Consider the following 16,786-nt stretch of genomic DNA (forward strand, 5'->3'; position numbering starts at 1 on the left):
CGCTCAGACGCCCATGCTGCGTCTGATCCCCTCCAGGGCCTGCTCGGCCTGCGCACGCAGGCCGGGGTCCTCGGGGTCCAGGCCGTCGTCGAAGACGAAGGTCCAGCCGAGCACCTCGCCACCGGGCCGGCGTCTGGCCACCAGCCGCACGCCGCCCCTCCCTGGCAGGTCGACGTGCTTGTTGACCACGATCGTGGAGTTGACCCGCTCCCGCACGGTCTCGGGCAGCATGCGCGGCTCGGTGACGCGCTCGAAGTGACGCGCGCCGTCCATGGTGACGACGCGCACGCCCTCGTCGTCCCACGCCGCCCGGTCGATCTGCTCGAACGGCAGCCGGGTCCCGTCGGACAGGTGCAGCGCGAGGTTCGTGGCCACGACGTGGCCGTCGGCGGCACGGGCGAACGTCAGCACCCGCTCCCCCGGCTCCATGGCGAGGGACTTGCGCACATCGGCGGGCAGCCGGCGGAGGAAACTCATTCCCCCACGGTATCGGCGAGCAGATCGAGGGTGAGCGCCGCGCTCCAGGAGAAGTCCCGGCAGCCGCGCCCGCTGCCGTCGAAGGGGTCGAAACACTCGCGGAAGCCGGCCTGCCGGACCAGGCGCAGCGTGCCGTTGGTGAGCTGCTGGCCGAGCTGGTCGAGCGAGTGCACGGCCGCGGCCCGGCGTAACAACCAGTTGGTGTTCACCCACGAAGGACCCCGCCAGTACCGCGTGCGGTCGAACTGGGCGGCGCGGATCTCGCAGCTCGGCACGGGATAGCCGGTCGCCCCCATGAACCTGGCCGACTCCAGCATCTCCACGGCGGCGTGCAGGCGGTCGCTGGGCAGCCCGGGGTCGAGCAGCGGCCCGAACGCGCCCACCGTGCACACCTTGATCAGCCGGTCGGTGCGCAGGTCCCTGGCGTAGTAGCAGCCGTCCCACAGGCGCTCGATCATCGCCTGCCTGATGTGCTCGGCCTGCTCGGCGTGGGGCACCGGATCGGCGCCCACCAGCGGCGCCAGCTCGGCCATGGCCTGGCAGGAGGCGAGCCAGATCCCGTTGAACATCGGGTCCTCGATCGCGAACGGATGCTCGTCGCGCAGGTAGCCGGCCTTGTATCCGGCGTCCCGGTAGCGCATGGCCAGCCAGACGTAGCGGTCGTGGTCGCTGTCCGGGTGGCGTTCGTCGAGCTCCACGTTGCGGTAGCCGTACCTGATCATGGGCAGTGCGGCCAGCGGCTGGTCCCAGGCCGGGCTGTCGTCCATGCCCGACTCCCAGGGGTGCACGATCGCCGCCAGGCCCGCGCCGCCGAGGTCGCGGGCGGTGGAGAGGTAGGCGTGCTGGGCGGCCAGCGCCGGATAGGTTCTCCTGACGAAGCCGACGTCGCCGGTGTGCCGGTAGAGCCACCACAGGGCCAGCGCGTGCAGCGGCGGCGAGGTCAGTCCCGAGGTGAGCACCTTCGGCGCGGCCGCGATCTCCTGCGAGCGCCACACGGAGGGCCCGGGGAAGTAGGCCTCGCGGGTGTGGAAGACGATGTGCGGCACCATGCCGGTCGCCCACTGCCCGCGCAGCAGGCTGAGCAGTTCGTCGCGGGCCCGGTCCGGCCGGTGCCGGGCCAGCCCGATGACGACGAACGCGGAGTCCCAGCTCCACTGGTGCGGGTAGAGGCCCGGCGCGGGCACGGTGCCGGTGCCCGTCCAGTTGGCCTCCAGCACGGCCAGCGCCTCACGCCCGAGTGCGGCGTCGTCGACTGCCGGCCGGGCTTCCATCACCTCACTATGACTGCGGAAGCCTCAGGACGCTATGTCCTCTTGGCCCACTTCGACAGGAGCATGACGCCGAACGCCACGGCACCGATGATGAGGCCCCACTTGAGCAGCGTGAGGGCGAAGCCCACGAGGGGGCCGAGCAGCACGAGCGCGGCGATGACGGCCGCGATGATCAGAAGAATGCGTCCCATGGCTCAAACGGTAAGAGATCCTTTAAGTGGATTGCAGGTGATACAGGGTTGAATCAGGGACAAGTCAGGGTCACCCCTACCCTTGGAACCAACCGGACAAGCCCCCCGTTGTGCCGGTAGGACCACGGGCGTTCGGGGGCCCGCTTCACGGGGAGCGTGATGAGCCTGGGACCACCCATGAGCAGGGAGGGCGCGGAGCACGCACTGCGCGCCCGCGCCGGCGAACGCGACCGCATCTCCGGCGACCTGCTCGATCTCGAATCCCACACCACCTACCGATTACTCAAGGGAGCGACCTTACGCGGGGCGACCGAGCACCGATGGGCCGCCGCGCACCGGGCGCTGGCCACGCTGTGGCTGCTCAACGACGCTTATCGCGCCGTGCTGCGCGACGCCGAGCAGATCAGGGCCGCCCGCGCCCGGCTGGGCTCCGAGCAGCTCGCCGAGCTGACCGAGCTGCTCGCCGGCGACTCCGTCGTGCTGCGCGCCGCCGCCAAACCCGTCGAGCAGCGCTCGCTGCTGCCCCAGGCGGACGAGCGGCTGACCCTCGACCAGACCGTCATGCGGATGGACGCCGCCTTCCAGGAGGTCACCGCCACGCTCAACGACATCGACGCCGTGTGGAACGACCTCCTGCCCCGCCTCGACGGCGCCGACAGCGAGTTGCGCCGCATCCACGAGCTCGAACGCGACCTCGGTGAGAGCGCCGGCCTGAGCACGCAGGAGGCCGAGCTGCGGCGGACGCGCGCCCTCGTGCTGGAGGACCCGCTCGGCCCGCCGGCCGGCCCCGGCCTCGACCGGCTGATCCGCCTGCTGGGCGCCGCCCGCGCCGAGCTCGACCAGGCGGTCGCCGTCAAGGCCGCGTACGCCCGGCGCCGCGAGGACCTGGTGGCGGCGCTGGACCGGGTGCGCGCCGCCGAGAGCGAGGCCCGGCTGGCCCACGGCGCAGTCGTCGTCAAGATAGCGCTGCCGCCGCAGGCCAGGCCGCGGAGCGGGGCCGAGGCCCTGGCCGGCGAGCTGGACGCGCTCGACGCCTCGGCGGAGACCTGGGTGCTGCGCGCCAGGCGGCTGACCGCGCTGGAGGACGGCGCCCGCGAGGCCGCCGAGCGGGCACAGGCCACGGCCAAGGCGATGTACGGCCTGATCGGCAGGCGGGACGAGCTGCGCGGGCGGCTCGGGGCCTGCCAGGCGATGGCGGTGCGCAAGGGCCTGGCGGAGGATCCGGTCACGAGTGAGCTGTACACGCGGGCACGGACGCTGCTGTGGAGCGCCCCCTGCGATCTGACGAAGGCGGCGGCGGCCGTCGAGGACTACCAGCGCGCGATCCACGGAGGTAAGCGATGACCCGCTGCGCCCAGCCCGGCTGCACGGGCACGATCGACGACGGCTACTGCGACCTGTGCGGCACGGCGGAGAGCTCGCCGGCGCTCTCGCCACCGGCGTCCCAGCCCGTCGTCACCCAGCCGGTGAGCAGGTCGATGAGCGGCCCGGCGAGCAGCGGCAGGTCGCGCGCCGGCGTCCTGGGCACCATCGCCGACCTGCCGTCGGTGCCCTACCGCGATCCGGCCACCGCGGTGATGGGCGATCCCGAGGTGCCGGAGGACAAGCGGTTCTGCGCCAACCCGATGTGCGGCAAGCCCGTGGGCCGCTCCAAGAGCGGCCGGCCAGGGCTGACGGACGGCTTCTGCCCGCACTGCCGCAGCCAGTTCTCCTTCACCCCGAAGCTGGACAAGGACGACCTGGTCGCCGGCCAGTACCGCGTGCTGGGCTGCCTGGCGCACGGCGGTCTCGGCTGGATCTACCTGGCCGCCGACGAGAACCTCGACGGCCGCTGGGTGGTGCTCAAGGGCCTGCTCAACACCAACGACGCCGAGGCGCTGGCGGCGGCGGAGGCCGAGCGCAAGTTCCTGACCACGGTCGACCACCCCAACATCGTCAAGATCTTCAACTTCCAGCGCTCGGCCGGCCTCGGCTACATCGTCATGGAGTACGTCGGCGGCCAGTCCCTGCACGAGCTGCGCCGCCAGGGCCCGCTGCCGCTGCGCGAGGTCCTGCTGTACGGCCGGGAGATCCTGCACGCCTTCGCCTACCTGCACGAGCACGGCATGGTCTACTGCGACCTCAAGCCCGCCAACGTGATCAGGGTCGGCAAGCGGCTCAAGCTCATCGACCTGGGCGCGATGCAGCCCGTCGGCTCCCCGCCCGGCACGTCGTGGGCCACGGTCGGCTATCACGCCCCCGAGCTGGAGACCCGGCCGTCGTCGGTCGCCTCCGACCTCTACACGGTGGCCAGGACGCTGGCCGTGCTGGCGATCACCGGCTTCAGCCCGGCCAGGAACGGCAAGGAGAGCCCTCTGCCGGAGGACTGCGGGCATCCGTCGTTCACCCGGCTGCTGCGCAAGGCGACCGCCTCCGATCCGGCCGGCCGGTTCCAGAGCGCGTGGGAGATGGAGGAGCAGCTCGTCGGGGTGCTGCGGGAGATCAGCGCGGTCGAGGACGGGGTGCCGTACCCGGCGGTGTCGACGTTGTTCGGGCCCGAGCGGACGGCGGTGGGGACAGCGCTGTCGGACGAGGCCGACAAGGTGTTCGGAGCGCTCGACCCGGTCGCGGCCGCGGGCGCGCTGCCGGTGCCGCTGGCCGATCCGGCCGACCCGGCGGCGGGCGCGCTGGCCGCGCTCGCCGGCGGCGAGGGCAAGGAGCTGATCGACCAGCTCGCCGCCATGGCGCGGACGCCCGAGACGATGCTGATGAAGGCCAGGCTGCTGGCGGAGGAGGGCGCGGCGGGGGCGCCCGCGGCGCTGGCCGAGCTGTCCAGGGAGGTGCCGGGCGACTGGCGGATCCTGTGGTATCGCGGGGTGCTGGCGCTGACCACCGGGCAGGCGGACGAGGCGGTGTCGATGTTCGACACGTGCCTGTCGGCGCTGCCGGGCGAGCTCGCGCCCAAGCTGGCGCTGGCGTTCGCGCTGGAGTGCGCGGGCAAGCCGGCGGCCCACTGGTACGACGTCGTCTGGCGGACCGACCACGCCTACGTGAGCGCGGCGTTCGGCCTGGCCAGGACGGGGCGGACGGCCGTGCTCGGCGAGGTGCCCGCCACCTCCAGCTACCGGGTGGCGGCGCAGGTGGCGCTGTCGGCGTCGGTGGTGCGGCGGGCCGACGTGAGCACCCTCACCCCCGCTGACCTGGTGGGCGCGGCCGACCGGCTGGCCGGCCAGGCCGACATGGACCCGCGCCGCCGCGACCTGCTCACCGCCGAGCTGCTGCGGTCGGCGCTGGCCTGGCTGGACACCGGCTCGGCGCCCAAGGACCTGCGGCTGGCCGGCGCCCCGTTCACCGAGAACGGGCTGCGCCGGCGGCTGGAGTCCATCTTCCGCAAGCTGGCCGTCGCGGCCGAGTCCCGCCAGGAGCGCCACGCGCTCATCGACCAGGCCAACGCCGTACGACCGAGGACATGGTTGTGATGGACCCAGAGCTCAGCGAGGCCACCCGCCCGATCGTCCCCGAGCCGGCGGTGGAGCAGGTGGCATGTCCGCCGCCTGCGGCAGAGGGTGTGGCATCTCCGCTGCCGGCGGCTGAGGGTGTGGCGTGCCCGGTGTGCGAGGCTCCGGTGCTGGCGGGCGACACCTACTGCGAGTCCTGTGGTCACCTGCTGGGCGCGCCCGCGTGCGCCTCCTGCGGCGCCCCGGCCGTGGACGCCGAGGGTTACTGCGAGCGGTGCGGGCTGCGCCAGCCCACCGGCAGGGACCACGCGGAGACGGTGCTCGACGGCGGCCCGGCGGGCGTGACCGACAAGGGGCTGCGCCGCAGCCGCAACGAGGACGCGATGGCGCTGCTCGCCTGCGGCGACACGACCGTGACCGTGGTGTGCGACGGCGTGGGCAGCTCGCCCAGGGCCGACGAGGCGTCGGCGGTCGCCGTCGAGACCGCCTCCGCCGCGCTGGCCAGGGGGGCCACGCAGGAAGAGGCGTTCGCGCTGGCGGCGCGGGCGGTCGGCAAGCTGGCGACGTCCCTGGACGACGCCCCCGCCTGCACCTACATCTCCGCCGTCGTGCACCGCGACCGGGTGACGCTCGGCTGGGCCGGTGACACGCGGGCCTACTGGGTGCCGGGCGGCGACGCCGCGCGAAGCTCCGAACCGGGCGGCGGCACGCTGCTGACCGAGGACGACGCGGTGGAGACCGGCGAGATCACCGCCTGGCTCGGCGCCGACGCGGGCGACATCGCGCCGCACGTACGGACGTTCGTCGCGAGCACGCCGGGCCTGCTGCTCGTCTGCAGCGACGGCCTGTGGCGCTATCTGGACGGCTACGCCTTCCCCCGCGCGGGCACCCCGCTGGAGCTGGCCCGCGAGATGCTCCGCCACGCGCTGGCCTGCGGCGGCCAGGACAACGTGACCATCGTTTTGATCCCCCTAGGAGAAGCGCATGGGTGACCAGCCCGTTTTCACGCTGAACATCGACCAGAACAAGTACCTCCCCACCGATGGCCGCGAGGTGCACGCCGTCCTTACCGTGGGATCGACCGGCGGCGCCGTCACCGCGCAGGCCGTGACGGCGGAGGCGGCCGAAGTGATCATCATTGACACGTCGGGCTCGATGAGCGGGACCAAGATCCGCGAGGCCAGGCAGGCGGCCACGACCGCCGTGCAGACCCTGCGCGACGGTGTGTACTTCGCGGTGATCGCCGGCACGGAGTCGGCCAAGGTCGTCTACCCGGGCGGCCACCCTCATCTGGTCAAGGCGAGCCCGGCCACCAGGAATGAGGCCGGGCGGGCGATCAGCCGGTTGCTCGCGCACGGCGGCACCGCCATGGGCGAGTGGCTGAAGCTGGCCGGGCACCTGCTGACCGCGCACCCGTCGGCGATCAGGCACGCGCTGCTGATGACGGACGGCCAGAACAACGAGCGCCCCGAGGTGTTCGGCTCGGTGTTGTCGGGCTGGAGCGGCAAGTTCGTGGTCGACTGCCTGGGGGTGGGCGACGACTGGGTGCCCGCCGAGTTGCGGAAGGTGGCCGAGGCGATGCTCGGCTCGTTCGACTTCGTACGGAACCAGGGGGATCTGCCGGAGTTCTTCCGCAGGCTCACGCAGACGTCGATGAGCAAGACCGTGGCCGAGCTGTCGTTGCGGATGTGGGTGCCGCAGACGGCGACGCTCAAGTTCGTCAAGCAGGTCTCCCCCACGCTGCTCGACCTGACCGGCAAGCGCACCGACGTCAACCCGCTGACCGGCGACTACCCGACCGGGTCGTGGGGCGCGGAGGAGCGCGAGTTCCACGTCTGCGTCGAGGTGCCGCCCGGCCAGATGGGCCAGGAGATCAGGGCGGGCTGGGTCAAGCTCGTCCGTCCCGACACGCAGGAGGTCGTGGCCAGCGGCAACGTGCTGGCCCAGTGGACCGACGACCTGGCGCAGTCCACCCGGATCAACGGGAAGGTCGCCCACTACACCGGCCAGGCCGAGCTGCACGAGCTGATCCAGGACGGGCTCAGCGCCCGGGCGGCGGGCGACATCGACACCGCCACGGCCCGGCTGGCCAAGGCCAGCAAGCTGGCCACCGAGTCGGGACGCGAGGACACCGCCCGCCTGCTGCAGAAGGTGGTCGAGGTCGATCCGGCCACCGGCACGGCCCGGCTGCGCCGCAACGTGGACAAGGCCGACGAGATCGAGCTCGACACCGGCTCGGTCCGTACGAGCCGGCTGCGCAGGGAAGGAAGCTGATGGCGACCTGTCCCGCGGGACACGCGTCAGGCGACGACGAATATTGCGACGTGTGCGGGACGCAGATGACCGGCGCGCCCGCGCCCCATGCTCCCGCCGCCGCGCCGCCCGCCGACGCGGCGGCCGAGACCTGCCCGGTCTGCCAGACGCCGCGCGCCGGACAGTTCTGCGAGGTGTGCGGCCACGACTACAGCGGCAGCGGCGCTCCCCTCCAGGTCCCCGCGAGCGGGGCCCGGTGGGAGGCCGTCACCGCCGCCGACCGCGTCTACTACGAGAAGGTGATCGCCGAAGGCGGTCCCGACGCGGACGCGGTGGCCTTCCCGCCGTACTGCCCGGAACGCTCCTTCGGCCTGTACGGCGAGCAGGTCCGCATCGGGCGGCGCAGCAAGGCCAGGAACCTGGCCCCCGAGATCGACCTGACGGGCCCGCCCGAGGACCCGGGCGTCTCCCACCTGCACGCGGTGCTGCTGGCCCAGCCGGACGGCTCCTGGATGCTGGTCGACCCCGGCTCCGCCAACGGCACCCAGGTGAACGGCAAGACCGTCAGGGTCAACGTGCCGGTCCGGGTCGGCGCCGGCGACCGGATCCACCTGGGCGCCTGGACCCTCATCACCCTCAGGGAGGGCACGCCGTGACCCTGGTACAGACCCGGGGCGCCCCGCCGCCTGTGCGCCGCGGCGTGCCCGGCAGGATCCGGGTCATCTCCGTCATCACCGTCGCCTCGCTGGCCCTGCTGTTCGCCGCGCTCGCGGTCGGCAGCTCCAGCGCCAGCGACGGGTTGCGGGTCATCGGCCGCGACGCGGGGCCGCAGGTCGTCGCCACCGCCGGGCTCTACCTGGCGCTGAGCGACATGGACGCGCAGGTCGCCAACACGCTGGTGATGGGCGACCGCTATCCCCAGCAGCGCGGCGACGCGCTCGCCCGTTACGAGCAGCGGCGTTCGGAGGCCAACCAGGCGCTGCTGAAGGCGTTCGAGTTGTCGGGTGACAACGCGGCCGAGCGGCGGACCGTGCAGTCGGTGCTCGACTCGCTCGGCCGGTACGAGCGGCTGGCCGGACAGGCGCTGCTGCTCGACGAGCGGGCCGGGCACGCCCCTGGGCCCCCGCCGGCGGACGTGGTGGCGACCTACCGCCAGGCCACCGACCTGATGCGGCTCGTGCTGCTGCCGCAGGCGTACAACCTGACCTTGGAGAACGGCACGATCGTGCGCCGCACGTACGACGAGAAGGCGCTCATGGTGCCGCTGCTGCGGGCCGCGGTGGTGGTCGCCGGGCTGCTCGCGCTGGGCTGCCTGCTCTGGTTGCAGGTCTTCCTGGCGCGGCGCTTCCGCCGGGTGTTCGGGCCGGCGCTGCTGGTCGCCACGCTGACGACCGCGGTCACCCTGGTCTTCGGCGTCAACGTGCTCGGCGACGACGAGCAGGCGCTGCGGACGGCCAAGTCGGCCGGGTTCGACTCGGTGCTGACCCTGGCCAAGGCACGCGCGATCAGCAACAGCATGCAGGGTGACGAGAGCCGTTACCTGCTGGACAAGGAGCGGGCCGACACCTACGAACACACGTTCCTGGACAAGTCGCTGTCGGTCGCCTACTTCGAGGCGGGCAACCTGAGCACCTACCACCGTCAGGTGGCCAAGGGCGCGAAGGGCTTCCTCGGCATGCTGGGGCCGGAGATCGTCGGCAAGGAGGGCTACGACGTCGTGCTGGCGTACCAGGGCTTCCAGTCCGCCGACGCGCGCTTTCGCGCGCTGGCGGTGAGCGGGCAGACCAACGAGGCGGTCGCCGCACGGCTCGGGCCGGTCGCCGCGTCGTTCGACGCCTACGACCGGTCGGTCGTGGCGCTGGCGGAGACGCACCAGAAGACCTTCAAGCAGGCGATCACCGCCGGCGAGGGCGCGCTGAGCACCCTGTGGCGGCTGCTGCCCTTCGTCATCGGCGCGATCGGGCTGCTGATGATCGCCGGCGTGTGGCCACGACTCAAGGAGTACCGGTGAAGCGGGTGCTGGCAGTGGTGCTGGCCCTGGTCGCGACCGTCGTCGCGGGCTGCGGGAGCGGCGGCCAGGAGTCGATCATGGACAAGGACACCCTGACCATCGGGGTACGTCCCGACCTGCCCTCGGTGGGGTTCCGCACGGCCGACGGCAAGTTCGACGGCTTCGACGTGGACGTGGCGCGCTATGTCGCGGGCAAGCTGGGCAAGGACTTCACCCTCATGCCGGTGCTGGCGGCCGACCGGGAGAAGGTGCTGGTCAGCGGGCCCGCCGATCTGGTGGTGGCGACGTTCACGATCAGCCAGGACCGTAAGGCGCGGGTGTTGTTCGCGGGGCCTTACCACGTCTCCTACCAGGACATCCTGACCCGGCCCGACGATACGATCAAGAACGTGCGCGACCTCAAGGGGCGCAAGATCTGCGAGGTGAAGGGCGCGAACGCGGCCCAGCGGGTCGTGGAGGAGCGCGGGGTGGCGGCGCAGGTCGTGCCGTTCCCCGACTACGCGCAGTGCCTGGCGGCGCTGAAGAGCGGGCAGGTGGACGCGGTCACCACGAACGACGTCATCCTGGCGGGTCTGGCCGCGCAGGACGGGAGCGGGCTGCGGCTGGCCAACGCGCAGTTCAACGAGCAGCGCAGCGGGATCGGCCTGCGCAAGGACGATGTGCCGGGGTGCGAGGCGGTGAACCGGGCGATCACCGACATGTACCAGGACGGGACCGCGGCGAAGTTGTTGCGCAAGTGGTTCCGGAAGTCGGGGCTGAACCTGAGCACCATCGCGGTCCCGCAGTTCGAGGGCTGCTCGTGAGACGAGCGGGCAGTGGCTGCAAACCAGTGGCACGCGTGACGCGTGACGCCCGAGGCCCGAGGCCCTGGCCAGCTCGTCGGCCAGGGCCCATAAGCTCGGCACGTGCTGACCTTCGCCTTCGATATCGGTGAAACGCTCGTGCGCGACGACCGCTACTGGAGCTCGTGGGCCGACTGGCTCAACGTCCCCCGCCATACCCTTTCCGCACTCGTTGGCGCCGTCGTCGCCCAAGGCCGCGACAACGCCGACGCCCTCCGCCTGCTGCGGCCCGGCATCGATATCGACGCCGAGTACGCCGCCCGCGAAGCCGCCGGCCGAGGTGAGCGCATCGACGAATCCGATCTATACCTTGACGTCCGACCCGCGCTGGCCGTCTTGCGCGCGGCCGGCCACCGGGTCCTGGTCGCCGGGAACCAGACGACACGCGTCGCCGAGCTGCTGCGGGCGCTCGACCTCCCGGTGGACGCGATCGCCACCTCGGGCGAGTGGGGTCTGGCCAAGCCCGACCCGCGCTTCTTCGACCGCCTGGTCGAGTTGGCCGGGACCGCCCCGGACCAGGTCGTGTACGTCGGCGACCACCCGGCCAACGACGTCACCCCAGCCAAGGCGGCGGGCCTGCGCACCGCGCACATCCGCCGCGGCCCGTGGGGTCACCTGTGGGCCGACGACCCGATCGCCGCAGCGGCCGACTGGCGGATCACGGCCCTGACCGAACTGGCGGCCGTCGTCACGTAACCGGGCAGGACTGTCACGAGGCCGCTACGGTCCGAGATGAACCTCGCACTGGAGCCCCCAATGCCTTCAGCTCCCTTCGGCGGGATAGGCAAGCGCATCGCCTATCACCGCAGCGTCGCCCGCCTCACGCAGCCGCAACTCGCGGACGCCGCGCTGATCCACGTCGGGACGCTGCGCAAGATCGAACGCGGGGTCCGGGGCGCCAGCGAGAACCTCGTGGAGTCGATCGCTGCGGCGCTCGGCATCGACCCGTCTCTCCTGCTGACCGACAGGGAGCAGGCCAGTGCCCGCATCAGGGCCGCGCTGCCCGCTCTGTCCGCCGCCATAGCGGCCTACGACCTGCCCGCCGACGGACCCGTGCGCCCCTTGCCAGAGCTGCGCGCCGCCGTCGCCCAAGCCGCCAGATGGCGGCTTGGCTCCCAATACGTGCAGATCGTCCGAGAGGCGCCGGATCTGCTCGGCGAGCTGTTTCGCGCCGCGCCCGAACGGGACCCCGATGTGGCCGCGCTGGTCGCGTCCGCCCTGCGAAGCGCGGACGCTGTCGCCTACAAGTTCGGCGCCTACGACCTGAGCGCGAGACTCATCGAGCTGATGCGGTGGGCGGCCGTCCGCGCCGACGATCCCCTCTTGGATGCCGCCACCGCCTACGTACGCACGGAGACGTTCTTCGCCGCCTACTCCCACGGCCCGGGCCTGCGCGCACTGGAACGCGCCATAGACGTCGCCGCCCCGCCTGACGACCCGGCCGGCACGGCAGCACGCGGCGCTCTTCACATGCGGGCCGCCGTCATCGGCAGGCCGCGCGGGCGACGTCGACGCGGCCGAGACCCACCTCGCCGAGGCCCGCCGGCTCGGCGACCAGATCTCCGAAGGTGTGTACTGCGGCACCGCCTTCGGGCCGTCCTCGGTGCGCATCCACGAGGTATCGGTCGCGGTGAGCCTCGGCAGCGAGTACGTCCACCGCGCTCTGGAGGTCGCCCGCGAGTGGGCACCACCTCCCGAGCTTCCCGCAGAGCGTCGCTCCGGCTTCTACATCGAGCTGACGCGCGCTCAACTGTGGGCCGGCCTGCCGGACGACGCGTTCGAGTCACTGAAGGTGGCCAGGAAGATCGCGCCGCAGCACACCCGCGATCATCGGTGGGTGCGCGAGGACGCCGCGACGTTGCGCCGGCTGAAGCGTGCCGACGCCGAGAGCCTCAGCAACTTCGCCGAGTGGTGCCACGCCACCTGATGTGACCCTCACTGGGTTACTTGTTGCCGTCCTCGCGTTCCACCATCTGTCTGTCGAAACGACAGGCGCAGAAGGGGCCGGCCTATGACGGAGTCAGCGATCTCGACGCCGGTCCTCGTGAGCGACGCGATCAGCATCGCGCGACTGCACGGGATGGCGTGCATCGACTGCGGCGCCGTGAGCCGGCATCCCGCCGTGAGACCCGATGACGTCTTCTACTCCTGGACCGCGCGTGACGGTCAGGCCCGTGGTGTCTACGTGCTCACCTCCGACGGCCCGCAGGCCACGGTGCAGCTCTTCGCCGCGCTGCTCGACTTGGCGCCCGGCGCCGTGGGGGACATCCGGCCGGTCCGCTTCGACCACGCACACCCTGTTGAACATCTGACCGCGCGACCCGTCGTCCGCGCCAGACGCCGGGCGGGCGGCTCCTTCGTGTCCACAGGCGGTGTGTGACGTGCCGTTGATCGACCCGGAGGTGGGCGCGCTCGTACAAACCGCCGACCAGCACGCCCGTGCTCTTTCGGCCCAGGCGGAACTCCAGCTCGACATGCGATCCCGTCAGCTCTCCGTGTTGCGCAACACCTACCTCGGATGGAGCGTCGCGTACGAGCCAGACTCGGCAGGCCGGATGTGGTGGACGGCCCGGCTTGGCCATCAGATCACCTTGGAGGAGGCCACGGCCGGGGTGCTGCCGTTCCTGCAGTGCGAGGATGCGATCGCGCTCGCGACCACGCTGGCCTGGCAGACGGCCCTCGTCCATAACGCGCAGTCCCGTAGGGGGCCCCAATGACTCCCCCAGGCCCGCCGGTTGCGGGTGCCGCAGGCGGGGCGGGCCCGGGCCTCAGGCGTACTCGCACCCAGGGACGTCGCCCCCGCGAAGCCGGGGACATGAGCAGGCGCGGCAGCGACCCCCATCCTTCCGCCGCTGCCGCGCCACGAACGCAAGGCACGGACACATTGGGCACTGGGCGTCAACTCTGCGCGGACTGCGATCAGGAAGTGGTCGCAGCCGTCCTGCTCGGGCACGGCAAGAGAATCCTCCTCGACCCTGAGGCGGTCGTCGGCGGGCACTTCACGTACTGGAATCCGACCTACGACGGCAACTCGCAACACCTGCTCGCCAAGCACCGCCCCCAGAGGGTCCCGCCGCCGCTCAACGCTTCCGACGAAGAGCGGGAGTTGTGGGACGGGGAGGAGGTGGCCGGCCTGCGGAAGTGGTTCGTGCAGCACATGTGCGGCAAGACCGCGGTCCAGGTCGTCAGGGAACTGCGCCGGCGAAGAACAGGGTGACAGCTGCCGGCTCCCGACCATGGCTCCGCCATCGCCTTCAGGAGCCGGCGTAAGACCACCCGGCCAGCCGCCGGGTGCCGGTCCCTCCTCCGCGCCAGAGGGACCACCGAAGACCGTGGCTCACCCCATGGCCACGTCACGAGAGGAACACCAGCAATGGCCGGAAGGCACGAAGACCCCAACAGCGGCAAGGACCAGGAGGTCACCGGCAAAGAGGGCGGCGTCGGCAGCACCAACGACCAGTACCGCGAACCCCAGGGCGAGCACGCTAAGGACAAGAAGGACAAGAAGCAGTGAGCGTCACCCCCGAACGCCTCGACCGGCTGATCACCACCCTTGATCCTGTCGGCGACATCAGCGAGCCCATCAAGGACGCGGTTCGCGCCGTTCCCCGGCACCTGTTCATCCCGCCGGTCGGGCTGGTCGTCGAGGACGGCCCGCCGTACCTCATCGACCGCGACGCCGACCCCGGCACCTGGTGGGACGCCGTCTACTCGCGCCGCATCATCGTCACCCAGCTCGACGACGGCGAGACCGACCTGAGCACGTTGCGTGGCGACTCGACGTCGTCGGCGTCCGCCCCCAGCACGGTCGCGGACCTGCTCAACCGCCTTCAGCCGGAGCCCGACGACCGCGTCCTGGAGATCGGCACCGGCACCGGTTACACCGCCGCGCTGCTGTCTCACCTCGTCGGAGATCGAGGGGAGGTGACCTCTATCGAGGTGGACCCGGCGGTCGCCGAACAGGCGGCCAAGAACCTGAGCGCCGCCGGGCTCCAGCCCCGCCTCCTGGTCGGGGACGGCGCGCTCGGCTGCCCGGACGGGGCGCCGGTCGACCGGGTGCACGTCACCTGCGGGATCCGCGACATCCCGTACGCGTGGGTGCAGCAGTGCCGGCCCGGCGCGGTCATCGTCCTGCCGTGGCATCCCGGCTACGGCACCAGCCACTGCCTGCGCCTGGAGGTGCAGGACGACGGCACCGCCGTCGGCGAGGTGGTGGGCTTCGCGGGCTACATGATGATCAGGTCACAGCGGCCCCGTCCCAACACGCCACAGCTCCCCGGGGAGGAGCGGCGGCACTACCGGACGGCGCTCGACCCGAGGGCGCTCGACCAACTCGGCGCGGGTGCGGATCTGGCCATCGCCGCGCTGACCGGTGTCCGGTCGACCACCGAGACCGGATGCGACGCGGACGGCGAGTACGTCCGGTTGTGGGTCTCCGACCAGGCCGATCCGAGCTCGTGGGCCGTGGCCACGTGGCGGCCGGGCCGCGTGGACCACGGCGTCCAGCAGGTCGGCGACCGGCCGCTGTGGGACGAGGTCCTCCAGGCGTACGCCCAGTGGGTCGATTGGGGTGAGCCGCACTGGGAGGACTTCGGCATCACCATCGGTCCCGAGGGGCAACAGGTCTGGCTCGGCACTCCCGAGATGACCGTGAATCTCATGGGGACCTGAGCAGGCGTCCGGCGGCGTCCCCCTCGTGACGCCGCCGGGTTCGGCCCCGTCCGTTCCGCGCCGGGCGGGGCCGAACATCACGTCGTGCCCGGACGCGACGCAAAGGCCCCTCTGTTGTCATGAGATATCTCGACCAAGAGCGGTGCGCCAGGCAAGCTAGAGCCGGTGACCCGCCAGAAGGCAGGTCACCGGCTGTGTCAGTCAGACAGCTCAGTCCAGGTAGTCACGCAACATCTGCGCGCGCGTCGGGTGGCGGAGCTTGGCCAGGGTCTTCGACTCGATCTGGCGGATGCGCTCCCGCGTGACGCCGAACTCCCTGCCCACCTCCTCCAGGGTGCGCGGATGGCCGTCGGCCAGGCCGAAGCGCAACTGGATGATGCGCTGCTCGCGGTCGGACAACGTGGCGAGGATGTCGTCGAGCTGGTCCTGCAGCATGATGAAGGCCGCGGCCTCCATGGGCACGACAGCGTCGGCATCCTCGATGAAGTCGCCGAGGTCGGAGTCCTCCTCGCCGATCGGCGACTGCAGTGACACGGGCTCCTGGGCGATGCGCTGGATCTCCACCACGCGATCGACAGGGAGGTCCATCTCCTTGGCGATCTCCTCGGGAATCGGCTCGCGGCCGAGGTCCTGGTGGAGCTGGCGCTGCACTCTGACGAGCTTGTTGATGGTCTCCACCATGTGCACCGGAATGCGGATGGTGCGCGCCTGGTCGGCGATCGCGCGGGTGATCGCCTGCCTGATCCACCAGGTGGCGTAGGTGGAGAACTTGTAACCCTTGGTGTAGTCGAATTTCTCGACCGCTCGGATGAGCCCGAGGTTGCCCTCCTGGATCAGGTCCAGGAAGAGCATGCCGCGGCCCACGTACCGCTTGGCGATCGACACCACGAGCCTGAGGTTGGCTTCGATGAGCCGCTGTTTGGCCCGGGTGCCCTGCCAGACGAGCTCCCTGAACTCCGGGAAGGCCAGACGCGAGACTCCGTTGGCCAGCTTGTCCTCGGCGAACAGCCCCGCTTCGATCGACTTGGCGAGCTCCACCTCCTCCTCAGCGGTGAGCAGGGGCACCCGGCCGATCTCCCGTAGGTAGATACGGACCAGATCGCTGGTCGGCGCCCGCTTGCCTACGTCTTCCTCATCGGCGCGGGTGGGCTCCTCGTCGCCCTGGGGCTCGAGGACCTCCACGCCGTTCTCGGCGAGCATCCGCACGACGCGTTCCAGCGCGTCGGACGGCAACTCGGATCGGTCAAGCGCGGCTGCGACGTCATCGACGGTTACGCTTCCGCGCTCCCTTCCCTTCGCGACGAGGTCCGCCACCTGATCTACCGATGGCGGTCCACTTGGCAGCACCGATGCACCCACGGGAGACAGTCTGCAGTATTGGTTCCATCAAATGGCAGACCCATTTTTGTCACCGAAGGTAAGGCGATCGTCCTCACCGAATTGAGATCGCAATAAGGTTTAGCTTGAGTTTGATCAGGAAAGTAAAGTCAATTACGCGGTCTGGTTACACGCGCCCGGCAACGCCCTCTGGTCGGACGCAACTCTTTCGCTGCCCCGACGACGTTGTCCGTCCCTTTTGTCGCATGGTGTACCGGCCCGAGTTCCCTGGTCAACCACCCGGGTATACCGCTTG

At 71.2% G+C, this 16,786-nt stretch carries 18 protein-coding genes and 1 pseudogene; 15 read left to right on the top strand and 4 right to left on the bottom strand.

Annotated elements, in window-relative coordinates:
- Positions 1–3: 3 nt before the first annotated feature.
- The 3 genes from ACWD0F_RS30610 to ACWD0F_RS30620 are packed head-to-tail and all read right to left on the bottom strand — an operon-like array spanning position 4 to position 1,939.
- Positions 4–477 carry a hypothetical protein gene (locus ACWD0F_RS30610; protein ID WP_449881365.1) on the bottom strand — a complete coding sequence of 158 codons (474 nt, stop codon included), beginning with the start codon at positions 475–477 and terminating at the stop codon, positions 4–6.
- Complete coding sequence (locus ACWD0F_RS30615) at positions 474–1,748, bottom strand: amylo-alpha-1,6-glucosidase (protein ID WP_449881366.1); 1,275 nt, start codon at positions 1,746–1,748, stop codon at positions 474–476. Before ACWD0F_RS30615 ends, ACWD0F_RS30610 begins: the two co-directional genes overlap by 4 nt.
- 32 nt (positions 1,749–1,780) lie before the next feature.
- Positions 1,781–1,939, bottom strand: coding sequence for a hypothetical protein (locus ACWD0F_RS30620; RefSeq protein WP_449881368.1), 159 nt, complete (start codon positions 1,937–1,939; stop codon positions 1,781–1,783).
- A gap of 159 nt (positions 1,940–2,098) precedes the next feature.
- On the opposite strand from ACWD0F_RS30620, the gene ACWD0F_RS30625 reads away from it, so the two are divergent.
- The 15 genes and pseudogenes from ACWD0F_RS30625 (at position 2,099) to ACWD0F_RS30695 (ending at position 15,153) form a co-directional block, all read left to right on the top strand.
- On the top strand, positions 2,099–3,283 hold the full coding sequence (locus tag ACWD0F_RS30625) for a hypothetical protein (RefSeq protein ID WP_449881370.1): 1,185 nt from the start codon (positions 2,099–2,101) through the stop codon (positions 3,281–3,283).
- Positions 3,280–5,397 (top strand): tetratricopeptide repeat protein, encoded by a 2,118-nt coding sequence (locus ACWD0F_RS30630; RefSeq protein WP_449881372.1) that lies wholly within the window; start codon positions 3,280–3,282, stop codon positions 5,395–5,397. The genes ACWD0F_RS30625 and ACWD0F_RS30630 overlap by 4 nt, the downstream gene beginning before the upstream one ends.
- A complete protein-coding gene (locus tag ACWD0F_RS30635; RefSeq protein WP_449881475.1) occupies positions 5,397–6,368 on the top strand; it encodes a PP2C family serine/threonine-protein phosphatase in 972 nt (323 codons plus the stop codon). The genes ACWD0F_RS30630 and ACWD0F_RS30635 overlap by 1 nt, the downstream gene beginning before the upstream one ends.
- Positions 6,361–7,650, top strand: a complete 1,290-nt coding sequence (locus tag ACWD0F_RS30640) for a vWA domain-containing protein (protein WP_449881374.1) — start codon at positions 6,361–6,363, stop codon at positions 7,648–7,650. Before ACWD0F_RS30635 ends, ACWD0F_RS30640 begins: the two co-directional genes overlap by 8 nt.
- Entirely contained in the window at positions 7,650–8,285 is a 636-nt protein-coding gene (locus ACWD0F_RS30645) for an FHA domain-containing protein (protein ID WP_449881376.1), read from the top strand. Before ACWD0F_RS30640 ends, ACWD0F_RS30645 begins: the two co-directional genes overlap by 1 nt.
- Complete coding sequence (locus ACWD0F_RS30650; RefSeq protein WP_449881378.1) at positions 8,282–9,640, top strand: hypothetical protein; 1,359 nt, start codon at positions 8,282–8,284, stop codon at positions 9,638–9,640. The genes ACWD0F_RS30645 and ACWD0F_RS30650 overlap by 4 nt, the downstream gene beginning before the upstream one ends.
- The gene (locus tag ACWD0F_RS30655; RefSeq protein WP_449881380.1) at positions 9,637–10,443 is read left to right on the top strand and encodes a transporter substrate-binding domain-containing protein; all 807 of its coding nucleotides are present in this window, start codon (positions 9,637–9,639) and stop codon (positions 10,441–10,443) included. The genes ACWD0F_RS30650 and ACWD0F_RS30655 overlap by 4 nt, the downstream gene beginning before the upstream one ends.
- Positions 10,444–10,545: 102 nt before the next feature.
- Positions 10,546–11,178 (top strand): HAD family hydrolase, encoded by a 633-nt coding sequence (locus tag ACWD0F_RS30660; protein WP_449881382.1) that lies wholly within the window; start codon positions 10,546–10,548, stop codon positions 11,176–11,178.
- 60 nt (positions 11,179–11,238) lie between these two features.
- Positions 11,239–11,376: pseudogene (locus tag ACWD0F_RS30665) on the top strand (helix-turn-helix domain-containing protein); the annotation flags it as partial.
- Positions 11,377–12,112: 736 nt separating this feature from the next.
- The gene (locus ACWD0F_RS30670; RefSeq protein WP_449881486.1) at positions 12,113–12,409 is read left to right on the top strand and encodes a hypothetical protein; all 297 of its coding nucleotides are present in this window, start codon (positions 12,113–12,115) and stop codon (positions 12,407–12,409) included.
- Between the two features lie 84 nt (positions 12,410–12,493).
- Positions 12,494–12,862, top strand: coding sequence for a hypothetical protein (locus tag ACWD0F_RS30675; RefSeq protein ID WP_449881384.1), 369 nt, complete (start codon positions 12,494–12,496; stop codon positions 12,860–12,862).
- Position 12,863: 1 nt separating this feature from the next.
- Positions 12,864–13,199, top strand: coding sequence for a hypothetical protein (locus ACWD0F_RS30680; protein WP_449881386.1), 336 nt, complete (start codon positions 12,864–12,866; stop codon positions 13,197–13,199).
- Positions 13,200–13,408: 209 nt separating this feature from the next.
- Positions 13,409–13,699: a hypothetical protein gene (locus ACWD0F_RS30685; RefSeq protein ID WP_449881388.1), complete on the top strand. Its 291-nt coding sequence runs from the start codon at positions 13,409–13,411 to the stop codon at positions 13,697–13,699.
- Between the two features lie 156 nt (positions 13,700–13,855).
- Positions 13,856–13,996, top strand: a complete 141-nt coding sequence (locus tag ACWD0F_RS30690) for a hypothetical protein (protein ID WP_449881390.1) — start codon at positions 13,856–13,858, stop codon at positions 13,994–13,996.
- A complete protein-coding gene (locus ACWD0F_RS30695) occupies positions 13,993–15,153 on the top strand; it encodes a methyltransferase domain-containing protein (protein ID WP_449881392.1) in 1,161 nt (386 codons plus the stop codon). The genes ACWD0F_RS30690 and ACWD0F_RS30695 overlap by 4 nt, the downstream gene beginning before the upstream one ends.
- A gap of 210 nt (positions 15,154–15,363) precedes the next feature.
- Here the strand turns inward: ACWD0F_RS30695 and rpoD are convergent, their stop codons facing one another.
- Positions 15,364–16,467 carry an RNA polymerase sigma factor RpoD gene (gene rpoD, locus ACWD0F_RS30700; protein WP_449881394.1) on the bottom strand — a complete coding sequence of 368 codons (1,104 nt, stop codon included), beginning with the start codon at positions 16,465–16,467 and terminating at the stop codon, positions 15,364–15,366.
- Positions 16,468–16,786 lie beyond the last annotated feature (319 nt).

Source organism: Nonomuraea sp. NPDC002799, from assembly GCF_053592075.1.